Annotated in this window: 9 protein-coding genes and 2 pseudogenes; 7 read left to right on the top strand and 4 right to left on the bottom strand. The window is 67.7% G+C overall.

Annotation, left to right across the window (positions count from 1 at the left end; all coding sequences use genetic code 11):
- Nucleotides 1–305: 305 nt before the first annotated feature.
- Complete coding sequence (locus AB0E02_RS03635; RefSeq protein ID WP_362135504.1) at nucleotides 306–728, bottom strand: hypothetical protein; 423 nt, start codon at nucleotides 726–728, stop codon at nucleotides 306–308.
- 22 nt (nucleotides 729–750) lie between these two features.
- On the opposite strand from AB0E02_RS03635, the gene AB0E02_RS03630 reads away from it, so the two are divergent.
- Together AB0E02_RS03630 and AB0E02_RS03625 are read left to right on the top strand one after the other, a co-directional pair.
- On the top strand, nucleotides 751–3,291 hold the full coding sequence (locus tag AB0E02_RS03630; protein ID WP_362135570.1) for a Helicase associated domain protein: 2,541 nt from the start codon (nucleotides 751–753) through the stop codon (nucleotides 3,289–3,291).
- A gap of 215 nt (nucleotides 3,292–3,506) precedes the next feature.
- The gene (locus AB0E02_RS03625) at nucleotides 3,507–3,989 is read left to right on the top strand and encodes an SAM-dependent methyltransferase (protein WP_362135502.1); all 483 of its coding nucleotides are present in this window, start codon (nucleotides 3,507–3,509) and stop codon (nucleotides 3,987–3,989) included.
- Nucleotides 3,990–4,285: 296 nt separating this feature from the next.
- Here the strand turns inward: AB0E02_RS03625 and AB0E02_RS03620 are convergent, their stop codons facing one another.
- Entirely contained in the window at nucleotides 4,286–5,407 is a 1,122-nt protein-coding gene (locus AB0E02_RS03620; RefSeq protein WP_362135500.1) for a hypothetical protein, read from the bottom strand.
- A 95-nt stretch (nucleotides 5,408–5,502) separates the two neighbouring features.
- On the opposite strand from AB0E02_RS03620, the gene AB0E02_RS03615 reads away from it, so the two are divergent.
- Nucleotides 5,503–5,640: a hypothetical protein gene (locus AB0E02_RS03615; RefSeq protein WP_362135498.1), complete on the top strand. Its 138-nt coding sequence runs from the start codon at nucleotides 5,503–5,505 to the stop codon at nucleotides 5,638–5,640.
- Nucleotides 5,641–6,317: 677 nt separating this feature from the next.
- Nucleotides 6,318–6,756, top strand: a pseudogene (locus AB0E02_RS03610) (TnsA-like heteromeric transposase endonuclease subunit); the annotation flags it as partial.
- Between the two features lie 750 nt (nucleotides 6,757–7,506).
- On the opposite strand, the gene AB0E02_RS03605 reads toward AB0E02_RS03610, so the two are convergent.
- A complete protein-coding gene (locus AB0E02_RS03605) occupies nucleotides 7,507–7,974 on the bottom strand; it encodes a carboxypeptidase regulatory-like domain-containing protein (protein WP_362135496.1) in 468 nt (155 codons plus the stop codon).
- A gap of 496 nt (nucleotides 7,975–8,470) precedes the next feature.
- Between AB0E02_RS03605 and AB0E02_RS03600 the strand changes: the two genes are divergently transcribed.
- From AB0E02_RS03600 to AB0E02_RS03590, 3 genes and pseudogenes are all read left to right on the top strand, one after another.
- Complete coding sequence (locus AB0E02_RS03600; RefSeq protein ID WP_362135494.1) at nucleotides 8,471–9,028, top strand: hypothetical protein; 558 nt, start codon at nucleotides 8,471–8,473, stop codon at nucleotides 9,026–9,028.
- 62 nt (nucleotides 9,029–9,090) lie between these two features.
- The gene (locus AB0E02_RS03595; RefSeq protein ID WP_362135492.1) at nucleotides 9,091–10,146 is read left to right on the top strand and encodes a hypothetical protein; all 1,056 of its coding nucleotides are present in this window, start codon (nucleotides 9,091–9,093) and stop codon (nucleotides 10,144–10,146) included.
- 47 nt (nucleotides 10,147–10,193) lie between these two features.
- Nucleotides 10,194–10,515: pseudogene (locus tag AB0E02_RS03590) on the top strand (transposase); the annotation flags it as partial.
- Nucleotides 10,516–11,445: 930 nt separating this feature from the next.
- Here AB0E02_RS03590 and AB0E02_RS03585 read toward each other — a convergent pair.
- Nucleotides 11,446–12,528: a helix-turn-helix domain-containing protein gene (locus tag AB0E02_RS03585; protein WP_362135490.1), complete on the bottom strand. Its 1,083-nt coding sequence runs from the start codon at nucleotides 12,526–12,528 to the stop codon at nucleotides 11,446–11,448.
- Between the last annotated feature and the right edge of the window lie 172 nt (nucleotides 12,529–12,700).

Here is a 12,700-nt window from a genome sequence, read left to right as displayed (position 1 = left end):
GCACTACCGATCAGCGCTGCGCGCTGTGCAAGCGGACCGCCTCGCTTCGCTCGGCGGTTCGACCCGCTCCGCGGGTCGAACCGGGTTGCTGCGCAACCCGGTTGCCCGTGGCTTCGCCACGGGTCGGCCCTTCGGGCCGTCAGATCCCGCGCTTCGCTTGGGATCTGAGTGCGCTTCGCGCAAACGGGTCGCTTCGCTCCCCTTTGCGCCTTCGGCTTCGCCTTCAGGCAAGCCCGCTGGCGCGGGCAGTCGGCTACGGGGTGTGGTTGGTGTCGTCGAGGTTGCCGCGCATCGCGGTGCGGAGTTCAGCGAAGTGCTCTTCCCCAGCGGTCGCTGAGGTCTATGTAGCTCTCAATGAGGTCTCGCAGGTCTCTAAGGGTCCGGAAGGCTGTGGTGGACGCTTCGATGACTGGTGCTGGCGCCATGAGGGCTATCTGGTACCGCAGCTCATAGGCGTTGTCCTCTTTGAAGGCTTCGATGGCTTTGCGGGCTCGTTCCTCGGGTGAGGTGCGGGCGGAGCACGCTGCGAGTCTGAGGTTGTTTCTGGTGCGTGCGAGGGCGGCGAGGTAGTTGGCGTTGAGTTGGCGTCTGGTGTTGTGGTCGTTGTCCTGGTGGGTGCGTTTTGCTCTGGCCTTCTGCAGGGTGTGCATCATTTTTGGGTCTGGATAGACTCTGGAGTGAGAGTAGCCCGCCACGTGATGGTCGGTCCTGTCCGTGGTGAAGGTCATCAAGAGTCGAAGGGGTCGTTGTATGGCAAGGACGGTTCTGCGGGCTCATCAGCGGGAGGCCGTGGACGCGGTTCTGCGTGCGCTCGAACTGCCCGCCGGTGCGCGGGTGCCTTCACGTGGGCTTCGCACGCAGGTGGTCATGGCGACGGGTTCCGGCAAGAGCCTTGTCGCTGTGCGCAGTGCGGAGGAGCTCCACGCGGGCCGTGTGCTGGTGTTGGTGCCTTCGCTGGACCTGCTCGCCCAGACCGAGGCCGCCTGGCGTGAGGGGGGTCGCGCAGGCCCGATGGTCGGGGTGTCTTCCCTGCGTGGGGAGGAGGTGTCTTTCCCCAACACCACGGACGTGGAGGAGCTGGTCGACTGGGTGCGTCCGTTCGACCGCGTGACGGTGTTCGCCACGTACGCCTCGCTCGGGCTGGGCACGCTGGAACGTGCCCACAGGGCCGGCCTTCCCGGCTGGGACCTGATCGTGGTCGACGAGGCACACCGGACCTCCGGACGAATCGGGAAGCCATGGGCGGTCGTCCACGACAACCACAAGATCCCGTCCCTGCGCCGCCTCTATATGACCGCCACACCCCGGCTGTGGCAGGGGGACGAGGACGCCGGCCAGGGCGCGCCGGGTGAGTTGGTGGCGAGTATGGAGGACGATCCCGGCTCGCTTTTCGGGAGCAGGTGTTTCACGCTGACGCTTTCGGAGGCCATCGGCAGGGGGATCTGTGCCCCCTATCAGGTGGTGTGTGTGGACATCACCGACCCCCAGCTGCAGGCGGCGCAGTTGCTGGGTGCTGAGGGGCGCTCGGACCAGGTGCGGGGGGCGCGGCTCGCCGCGTTGCAGACCGCGCTGGTGAGGGCGTCGGCCGAGGAAGGCTTCCGGCGCACGTTGGTCTTCCATCACGTCGTCAAGGAAGCTGAGGCGTTCGCGGCCGGTCTTCTTGATGTCGGCGCACAGTTGTACGCCGTCGACCCTGGGCTGTATCCCAAGGTGATCTGGGCCGACTGGCTGTGCGGGGAGCACAGGCCTGAGCATCGGCGTCGGGTTCTTGGGGAGTTCGCCGAGGGGATCGCCACGGACGGCACGGTCGTGGAGAAGGGCTATCTGGGGTCGGTGAAGGTCCTGGGCGAGGGCGTCGATATCCGCAGCTGTGACTCGGTGTTCTGGGCGGACGTGCGTGGGTCCATGCCGGATCTCGTCCAGGCGGTGGGCCGGGCGCTGCGGATGCAGCCCGGTGAGGGGAAGGTCGCATCCCTCGTGGTGCCGGTGCTGCTTGAGCCTGGGGAGACGGTGGACACCATGCTCACCTCGCGGGCCTACAGTGGGCTCGCGAAGCTGCTGGAGGCTCTTAGGGCGCACGACACCCGCGTGGTGGGACAACTCGCCGAGCAGCAGGCACAAAGCCGTGTCACAGGCGTGCAGAGCCGCAGCGAGGGCTCTGAGGGGGATGGGGTCGACAGCGGCCGAAGTGACCGGTTGTCGGTGCCGGCCCGGCAGCTGCTGAAGTTCAGCACTCCGCGGGACCCGGCCGCCCTGGCGGCGTTCATCAACCTGCGGGTCCTCAATCCCGAGCACGAGCACTGGCGGCGCGGCATCGAAGCCGCCGTGATCTACGCCCGCACCCACGGTGATCTGCGCGTCCCCTTCACCTACCGCGTGCCCGGCCGCGACGACCAAGAGGTCGAAGCCGAGGGGTGGCCTGCCGCGCTCGCCGCGTTCCCGCTGGGGCAATGGATCGCCGACGCCAGGAGGATCTACGCCCGTGGAGAGATGGGTGCCGACCGCATCGAGCAGCTGGAGAAGCTGGGCATGGTCTGGTCGCACTTCGATGTGGCATGGGAGGAGGGCCTGGCCGCCGCCCGCGGGTGGGCGGCCGAGGCAGGCCACCTGCTCGCACCGCTGGACGCCACCCACCAGGGCTACAAGGTGGGCATCTGGCTGAAGAACGCCAGGGCCGCCGCCCGGAAGGCTGCCGAGACCGAGCAGCGACGTGCCCAGGGCCTACCGGTGACATCGACGGCCGGCGCCCTGCCGGAGGAACGCCGCGAGCAGCTGGAGAACATCGACCCGTCCTGGTGCCCCACCTGGCCCGTGGCATGGCAACGGTGCTTCCACCTGGCCCGGCTCCACCTTCACGCCGGCCGCCCGCTGCCGACCGCGCCCGGCGACGTCGTGCACCAAGGCGAAGACCTCGGCCGGTGGGTGCGCTCGGTCCGGCACGGCTGGGACAACCTCACCACCGCACAGCAGTGGCTGTGCGAACACATCCTCGGAATCGAACCCGCCGGCGAGAACGAAAAACCCAAGCCACACCACACGCAAGCTGACAAGTGGTCCAAGAACTACGCCGCAGCCCGCCAGTACTACCAACGCGAAGGCCACCTACAAGTACCCCGCAAACACATCGAACGGATCATCGTCAGCGGTGACGGGAACGGCGGCAGCAGTGAAGAGCAGGAGGAGCGAGAGGTCCGACTCGGAACATGGATCAACAACCAACGCTCGCGGGCCGCAACCCTCTCCCCGGAACGGGGAGAGCAGCTATCCGCCATCGGCATGCGATGGACATAGCCGAGCGCGGACACCAAGGTTCAGGCTCCTCTCCATGACGTTGGCGTACAGGCGTGCGCCCCCGATCTTCGGGTGGAAGGACTGGGCCGACAGGCCGTACTCCCCGAGAAGAGGTGCCGACAGGTTCCGGAGCCACTTGACCGACGACCGCCAGCCATCGGTACGGTAAGCCAACTCGACCAGCTGACCCACCCTTTGGACGAAAGGCACCGCACATGCCCGAGAACACCACTCCTGCCGCAGTGGTTTCGGTGCCCGTGGGCCGGGTGGTCGGCGGCCGGGCGGAGGTCCGCGACGACGAGTGGGGCAAGGAAACCGCGATCATCCGCCTGGACGCCGACCACTACGGCCCCGAAGCCGTGGCAGGCCTGGACGCCTTCTCCCACCTGGAAATCGTCTACCACTTCGACCGCGTCCCCACCGACAAGATCCAGACCGGCGCCCGGCACCCCCGCGGCAACACCGACTGGCCCCTGGTCGGCATCTTCGCCCAGCGCGGCAAGAACCGACCCAACCGCCTCGGCGTCTCCCGCTGCCGCCTCCTCAAAACCGACGGCCTCGACCTCCACGTCCAAGGCCTCGACGCCGTCGACGGCACCCCCGTACTCGACATCAAGCCCTACATGACCGAGTTCGGCCCCCAAGGCCCCACCACCCAACCCGATTGGGCCACCGACATCATGCGCCACTACCACTGACCCACCCGGACCTCCGCAAGCGCGTGGTAGCCCCGGCCGGCCGCCCTCGGCATCGAGACCGAGGGCCACCGCCTCCTGGCCAGCCTCACCGGCGTTTCAAGATCGGAAGCCCGAAGGGAGGGTGTCGTGCACGCCGTCGACTGCGAAGAGGCGCCGAGCCGGGCGTCGGGGTGCCGCTGGACCGGGCGCTGGACGTAGCCGAGCAGCCAGGGGTGCGGCTGTGCTCGCTGTGCGGCCCGCCGCCGGGCTTGAGCCGTCCTGAAAGGCTTCGACCACGGATTCGGATGGTGCGCGGGTCAGGCAGCGGTCCGCGCCGCGATGAGCCGGTTGGTGAGTTCCACCGTTCCGAGGTACCACCAGAAGATCCAGCCCAGGAACGCTTCGTCGTAGTCACCGCGCTGGTCTGCCTTGCGGTGGCGCAGGTCGTAGCGGTTGGCGATCTCGAACAGCGCCCCTTCGTCCTTGCCGAGCTTGTCTTTGAGCAGGGCGCGGCGTTCCTCGAGGATGCCCGCGAGGGTGACGATCGCCGACCGCTTGCTCTCTACCGTCGTGTCCCGGCCGCGGAACAGGGCGATCGCGTGGCGGATCCGGGTCGTGATGTCGGGAGCGCTGTCATTGAGTGCCCGGTGCACCAGCGCGCTGCGGACGTCGTCGGTGACGGCGACCAGGCGCCCGAGGTCCTCGCCTCCGGCAGCCAGCTCGTACTCGATGCCGGCCTCGCGCAGCAGCTCGTTGACCTTGCCCCGGTACAGGATGCGGGCGGGCCCGGTGTGGAACTCCGAGTGGTGCCACCCGCAGTTGTTCCAGGAGTGGAAGCGGCGGGTGCGGGGCCGGCTGACCAGGTCGTGGAAGACCTCGATCAGGCCGAAGAAGGTGTCCTCGTCCCACGTCTCCGGGGCCAGAGGCCACAGGTCCGGGATGGCCGATCGCCGCTCGATCACTCGGGAGGCGTCCGGCAGCTCGGTGGGGTCGTCGACGCATTCCTCGCCGAAGACCTCCACCAGGTAGCCGTTGTCGACAAAGTCGCTGATGATCCGGGCAAAGTCACGGCGGGTGTCGCGCGCTGTGCTGCCGTCGTGCGAGAGGCCGCGGCCTTGCCGTTGTGGCCAGTACGGTCGCGGCTCTGCCGCATGCCGCAGTTCGTTGGCGCGGCCGACGAGCTCCGTGAGCCAGTCCCGCTTGTCCATCCTGCCCCGCTTCCCCCAGCCGGGGGTCTTGCTGGCCCATGGATCGTCCGAGGGCGCAGGGCGATTGGACAGGTCCTCGAAGTCGGCCACCGCTGTGGTACCGGCCAAGGCCTCCGTCAGCAGCCATATCGCCTGATCCTCCCACGAGGTACTCGACGAGCGAAGGACACGCTCACCCTCGGACACGAACAGCGACGTCGGCCAGCGGAGTTCGTAGTTGCTCAGATCCACGACTCACCGCGTCATCATCCCCACCCAGGTTGGCGCCAACTGGCCAACGGAGCATGAGCATTCGGCCGGGAAACGGTCCTTGAACGTCCTACGCGGTGGACAGCATCCCTCATGGCGCTCAGTCCGAGAGACTGATCCTCTGCGAGCGGATAGAGGTCGCTCCGTTCCTCCTGTGCGGCCGGTGGGACAAGGCGCTGGAGGTCGTCCTGCTGGACGACCTCCAGTACGCCTGAGGGCCGCGCATCCGCCTCGGTAAGCCGAAGTCGAGCGTCTCCTACGCGAAGTCGGCCGGGGCCGAGCTGGGCAGGGGCGGCGGCGGTGCGCCGTCCTGGCGTGCGCCCTTCCAGCGGTCAGCTCGTCCTTGTATCCCTTAAGCGGGCGGCCACGGGACGCCCCAGGCGGCGAGTTGTGCCCTGCTGTAGCCGCCCTTGGGTGAGCGTGGCTTCGACCTCTTCAGATGAGGGGGGTTCCGTCAATGAGTGTGAAGGCTCCGCATGCAGAAGTTGTCCCGCGAAAGGGTGTTGGAACATCGACAGGTCGGTTGCCTTGAGCAGCGGGAGCCACGTCTGGGGCATTGGGGAGCGCGCAAGCCAGGGGGCTTGAGCGCCGACGGGAGCGTAAACACTTCGGCGGTCTCTTCCCACACGGTCGATTTCAAGGTGGCCTGCTCACCGAAGAGCTCCTGGCGGAGTTGCAGCAGACCAGCCTCGTTCAGGGCTCGGATGTAGTTCAGGAGCTCAATGGTCCCGACCATGGCCCAGGCGACCAACGGCACAGCGGCGCGAAACCGGTTGCGCAACCCAAAGGCATCGCCTTCCCGACGGCGCTCTGGATCGTGATGCACCACGTCTCCATAGATCCAGGCCGTAGCCAGCCCGTGGGCATCAAGGTCACGCTCTTCACCTGTGACTTTCCCGTGGTGCCGGGGCGTCGGTGGGGGCCGGGCTGGTGGTGGTCGGCGACTACCGGGTGGGTGCCTCAGCTGTTCGCCCGGTACGCCGACGGCACCGGCCTGCTCGCCGACTGACGCTCCAGCCCGACCGCCGGTGGAGACAGGGCGTAGCGGGCGCGGATGGTCTTGGAGGCGGCGTGTGCCCGCGTGGGCTGGGCGTACCAGCGGCTTGAGCCACCTCCAGGGTGGTGGCGGCAATCTGCGGTGGCTGGCCGGCTACCGCCACCCACGCAATCAGGGCCCGCCCGGGCTGCGGGCCGCGTTGACTGAGGCGTTCGCCGTGCCCCGGCCGCTGGCCGACGGCGCAGCCGTGGTCGGCGATCCTCTGCAAGTACTGCCGGCTGTCTATCACGCGCTGTGGTGCGGGCATCTGATGGTGCCTCTTGAGGAGCCGCTCTGACTTCGATGCTCCGTCACGCCCGGCTGACCGACCAACAGGGGGACGGGATCCATCCGTTGTTGCCAAGCAGAGCTGGCCGGCGTGGCAGAGCGTGGGCCGACCACCGCCGTATCGTGGAGGCGACATCTACCGATACCGCACCGGCATCCCCTGGCGAGACCTCCCGAGCAGGTTGGGGTCCCGGGCGGAACGACACCTCGACCTGGGGCATGAGTCCCGTGGGTCGAGGAGGCGTAGGGGTTCACCATCGATGTGGGCTGGCCGGGTAGGTGGCGCGCAGGTACTACACGATGCTGACGAGCCGCCGATACGCAAGCTCACCCGAGGCGGCCACCACCCGCAGTGGTTGACTGAAGTGGTTCCTGCCGCCGGAGACCGTAGCACCATGAATGGCCCCTGGTTGGGGCTTCGGCATCGACGGCTTTCTGATGCCGGGCGGACCGTTCGAGCTGGTCACCCTCATCTCTGCCGGCATGGTCAGCGAGTCAGCGGTTTCGCCGCGTCCCCGACCGGGCGGCCGCAGCGCGTTCGGCAACACGTCTTTCAGGACCGGGAGGCCCAGGCGGTGGCTTCCGCAACGCCGAGAATCGCGCTTCGCACGGAGCACACGGGCTGGTCGGGTTGCGCGAGCGTGCTGCGGCAACGGCAGCGTCGATCCTCTCGAGCAGCTGTGGCTCCCCCTTCACCAGACAGCCAGCACCATGGACCAACTGCTTGGCTTGGCTTGGCTTGGCTACGGTGCCTCGGCTATGCCTGTCCGCTGAAATAACGGTGAAGCCGCTCCTGGACTTCCTGAAGCGCCTGGGTGTGCTGTTTGAGCCTGGACAGGCGTGCCCGTGCCGTGGCCGCGTAGCCGTCCTCTCCCTCCGCCTCCGCATCACTCAACGCCGCAGCAAAGAGATACCCACCCAGAGCGTCCACGGCCGATGCCGGATCGGCGTCCTGTCCGCTGCGCAGCAGGCAACGGTCCAAGGGCACGTTATTGTCGGCCACCACGTTGGAGACCACGGAAGGCTGCCAGTCCTCTGCGTTGTTGAGCGTGGGATGGGTGTCGAACCGAACGGTGACTGATTCACCGGAGGGAATCTCCACGTCGTAACGCCCTTCATCGTCCGTATAGACGTGCTTGATGCGCGACAGATCGCGACGATAGACGCTGACCTGGATCAGCCGAATCGGTTCATTTGCCTTGATGGTTCGCACATGGCCATGCATGAAAGTCTCCTCCCGGCGATACGCGCCGTTTATGGCGCGTACGGCCGACACAACCTTGGTCGTACGAGGCATCGGCGGTCGGTTTGGTCAGCTCTCGCTTTCGCTCACAATGCGCGAGGTGCTGACGGCGCGGTCGATGCTCCCGTCGAGTCCGCACTTGGTCGTTGGTCAGCTTGCCTGGCGTTTGGCGCAACCTCGACGTACCTCGACGAGCAGCTGGCGCTCCTGCAGGCGAGCGGGCCAGATGCCGGCCGCCGGCACACAAGCGTCTTCCATCCGTCCCTCTCACCCAGTCTGTCCGAGCTCAAAACCTGCCACCACTTGAGGCGGCAGGTCACTGGACGAAGGCTTGAGAGGACAACACCGGTGGCACAAGAGAAACCGTTGAAACTGTCGAGAGAAACCGTCGAGTGGCGGCCCTCCGGAGCCGGCGTCATCCTTTTGCTGAGAGACCTCTGGAGTCGTCGCCTCCGGCATCGCCACCTCTGGAGCCGTCATGGCCGTGCACTTCGACATCAACCTGATCGTCGTCTCTGAGGACATCTTCACTCCGGCCGAGTTGAAGCAGGTCAACGACTCCGTGGACATCATGAAGAAGATCTTCGCCACCCTTGGCCCGGTGATCGGTACGGTGAACCGCTTCAAGATCGAACACAGGCTCGCCGGGGTGGACGCAATCATCTTCAACTCAGCCGACGCCATGGCCCTGGCTGACCGGTTTGCCGTGCGCAGCAACGATGCTCTCGACGTGTTCGTCGTGAAGCGCATGTTCCACCCCACGGACGTCGGATACTCCCCCACGCCCGGCGCGTGCGGGAAGAACAGGGCCAGGGGTGCGCTGAGAGCGCCGGTGGTGTCCCTGAACGGAAGCACGGCGGACAGCGGCAACACCTTCGCCCACGAGGTCGGTCACTTCCTGGGCCTGCCGCACTGCGAGAAGGACGAATCGCTGTGCGGCCCCGCGAACTTCATGCGGGCGCAGTCGGGTACCAACACCGGGATCACACCCGCCCAAGCGGTCAAGATGATCACGCATTGCCAGGTCACCCTATAGGTCGGACCCCTGTCACACCCCAGTGTCAGAACCCAGAGGGTTGCGAGAGAGGCACGGACACCATGACCGACCGCATCGACCAACTGCTCGCGTCCAAGGACGGGGCGGACCCCTCGCTCCTGGCCGCGCTCGACTCCGACGACCTCGCCGACGCCCTCAGCCGTGCGCTCGCCGCGGACGACGAAAACCGGGTCCGCGCTCTGGGCATCCTCTCCCTGATCGACCCGAGCCCGCTGGGGGCGCTGGCCCAGGCGGTCGGACAGGTGCTGGCGGAGCCTGCGCCGGACCCGTTCACGGTTGCCGCAGCGCTCGGCCGTGCCGCGGTGATGGGCCAGGAAGCCGTGCCGTTGGCCCAGGCCGCGGCGCTCTCCGACGACCCGGTCATCGCGCTGGCCGCCTGGCGCACCCTGCAGCAGGTGGCTCATTCCGATTCCCTGGACGTCCTCGCCCAGATGGCGCCCCCGGCCGGGGATCCGGTCGGCGACCAGGCCGCCTTCACACTGTCCGTGATCGCCTACCGGGCGGGGCGGTCCGGCTTTGAACTCAGCCCCGCGGACGATTCACGCATCGTTGCGATCCCGGCCAACGAGGACAAGGTGTTCTTCATCAACACCTCTGCGCCGACGGAGGAGGACTTCGCGCTGCTGAGCCGGATGTCGGCCGGCGAGCTGTACCTGGTACGGCCCGAACGGGAGGGGGTGCTCGCCATCGAGTGCGGGGACGAACGGATGCTGCTCTGCATCGACTCCGACATCCAGATGGGAATGCCGGACACGTTCCTGCAGGGCCCGTCGCTGGCCGGGGTGGTCACCACGCTCGCGCCGCTCGGTACGGACTACTCGGTGCGCTACCTGGTCCTCACCTGGCCCGACGGCACCGGCGGATTCCACGTGATGCTCTGCCAGCCCAACGGGGTCGAGGCCTATTTCGGCCACGCCAACAGTGATGAAATCGCCGATGGGACGGCCACCTTCGGCCTCTTCGCCATCGACCGTCCCGGTGCCTGCCCCATCTCGCTGACGCCGAGCGTGACCGCGAGCGGAGTCACCCTCGGCGGCGACTGCCTGTCGATGACCGAGATCGTCACCGACCGGCTGGAGCCCGAAACCACTGACTGAGCCGCCCGATGGCCGAGGGCGCGCGACCCGCCGGAGAAAGTCCTTCAAGCCCGGTCGATCATGCCCGACCGGGCTCAAAGCATCACCTGATCGCTGATGCCCATGGCAACCCGCCGGCTGTCAGGCTCACCGGCGGCAACCGGCACGATGTCACTGAGCTGCTGCCCCTGCTCGACGCGCTACCCCACCCAAGGGACACGCCCAGGCCTCGTCACCGACCGCAACAGCTGTTCACCGACCGCGGCTACGACTTCGCCAAGCACGCCGCCTGCTGTGGAAACGAGGCACAAGTCCATCATCACTCGACGAGGCATGCCACATGGTTCCGGGCTCGGCACCGTTCGCTGGGTCGTTGAGCGCACGAATGCCTGAATCCATGGCTTCCGTCGACTGCGGATCCGTTGGTCGACTGCGGATCCGTTGGGAGATCCGCGACAATGTCGATCGGCGCAGGCGGTGGGGTGTTGGTGCCGGGCCGCCACGGCTGCCCTGGCCTGCGGTCGGCCGGGGTCGGCACCCTCAGCGCCTTCTTCAGGCGGGGCACCAGGGTGAAGCGGCCGGTGTGGTAGGCGGAGGTGACCGCTCCTGAGCGCGAGCGGCACGGCGAGCTGGGCTGCGTGTCGCACTTCGGGCAGGCGTGCCGCTCGACATCGTCCGCGTCCGACTGCTCGGAGGGGGAAGGGGTTTGAGGGTCCGTCAGGGGCCCGGATTTTCGCGCAATGCAAGTCTCAGAAGGGGGGCCATGCCGCTTTTTGAGTGAGGACGGGTTGTGAGAACCGATCGAGGATCGGCGGGGTCCGGCAACCGTTCTTGATCATGCTCGGGCAAAGGACCGTTTGTGAGAGCCTGGGTGACCGCCACGGCGACGATGACGGATCAGCGCCCCGACTGCCCCACCAAGGGGAGACGCTGTCGGGGATCCTTCTGTGGTTCGTTCCGGCATGGTCGGGGCAAGGCCGCGCATGCTGCCGGCCGAGTCGTGGTCCGCCTGTTTCTGCTGTCTCAGCAGGCCATTGGTGCTGGCGATCGTCGATATGTTTCCTCGGCGCCGACCAGGGCGACGGGGCCGCCGCCCTTACGTCGTCCGCAGCGTCGGGTACTGCCTGGGCGGCGCGATAGGCGGCCTGGTCCTGGCCACCGGCACCGGCACCGGCACCGACAACGGTCGTCTCTTCCTGAACGACCACGCCTACACCACGGCAGCGCTGGTCGGCATCGCCGCGATGGCGGTCCCCACCCTGGTGTGCGCCCGGCGCAGAGGTTCGGATGAACCACCGGGAAGCGTACGGTGCGTCGTGGCTAGGTGGGGATGGAGCCCGCATCGCCGGCGGCCGGATCCGGGGCACGGAAGGTGCGACGGTACGCCGACGGGGCGACTCCGGCCTCCGCCGCGAGGTGCCGCCGCAGCGAGGTGGCGGTGGCGAATCCGACCTCGTGGGCGACGCGTTCGACCGGCAGATCGCTGGACTCCAGCAGGTGCCGGGCCCGCCGCAGCCGCTGCGAGGTCAGCCAGCGGCCGGGGCTCAGACCGGTCTCCTCCTTGAAGCGCCGGGCGAAGGTACGGGTGCTCATCGCCGCGTGCGCGGCCAACTCGCCCAGCGACAGCGGCAGTTCAAGCCGCTGCAATGCCCAGTCGCGGGTCGGTCCGGTGCCGGTTGCGCCTGTCGGCGGCAGGGGCCGCTCGATGTACTGTGCCTGCCCGCCGTCCCGGTACGGCGGCATGACGCAGAAGCGGGCGACCTGGTTGGCGACCTCGGTGCCGTGGTCCTGGCGCAGCAGGTGCAGGCAGACGTCGAAGCCGCTGGCCGCCCCCGCTGAGGTCAACACGTCACCGTGGTCGACGAAAAGAACGCCGGCGTCGAGCTCGACCCGGGGGAACAGTTCCCGGAAGCGGTCGCTGAGCGCCCAGTGGGTGGTGGCCCGACGCCCATCGAGGAGACCGGTGCCGGCCAGCAGGAAGGCACCGCTGCAGATCGACACCAGACGGGTGCCGGGCCGGACGCTGGAAAGCGCGTCCAGGGCCTTCGAGTGCGTGGCGGCGGCCGAGCCCGTGATCGCGTACCCAGGGATGATCACGGTGTCCGCCTCGGCCAGCACCTCAGGGCCGTGCCGGGGGGTGACGGTCAGGTCCGAGACGGTGCGCACGGGCTTCCCGTCCACGCCCGCGGTCACCACCTCGTAGCGGCCACCGGCGGAGCCCAGGACGTGGTGAGGTATGCCGAGTTCGAAGGGGTAGATCCCGTCGAGTACGAGGACGACCACCTTGTGGGCGCCAGGCGCGCCAGGCCGCGGTTGTGGGTGCATCGCGCGATCCGGTTCGGCGGTGCGATCGGCTAGGTCGCGGGCGCCGGGAGTACCGGGGGCGGCATGGTGGACGGGCATGGCGAGAATGTATCGGAGGCTGACCTTTGCGCCATGGCCGAGGCCGGCTCGAACGGCAAGGATCAAGGCATGACCTCGACGAAGACATTTGGGAACCTCGACCCCCTGGGCCTTCGTCGGATCGAGCAATCTGAGTGTCCATTCGAAGTCGGACGTGTCCGGCCGAACACAG

It is taken from the genome of Streptomyces sp. NPDC048196, from assembly GCF_040652715.1.
Taxonomy (GTDB): domain Bacteria; phylum Actinomycetota; class Actinomycetes; order Streptomycetales; family Streptomycetaceae; genus Streptomyces; species Streptomyces siderophoricus.
The sequence above is the reverse complement of the archived record's forward strand: the minus strand, read 5'-3'. Positions and strand labels throughout refer to the sequence as shown.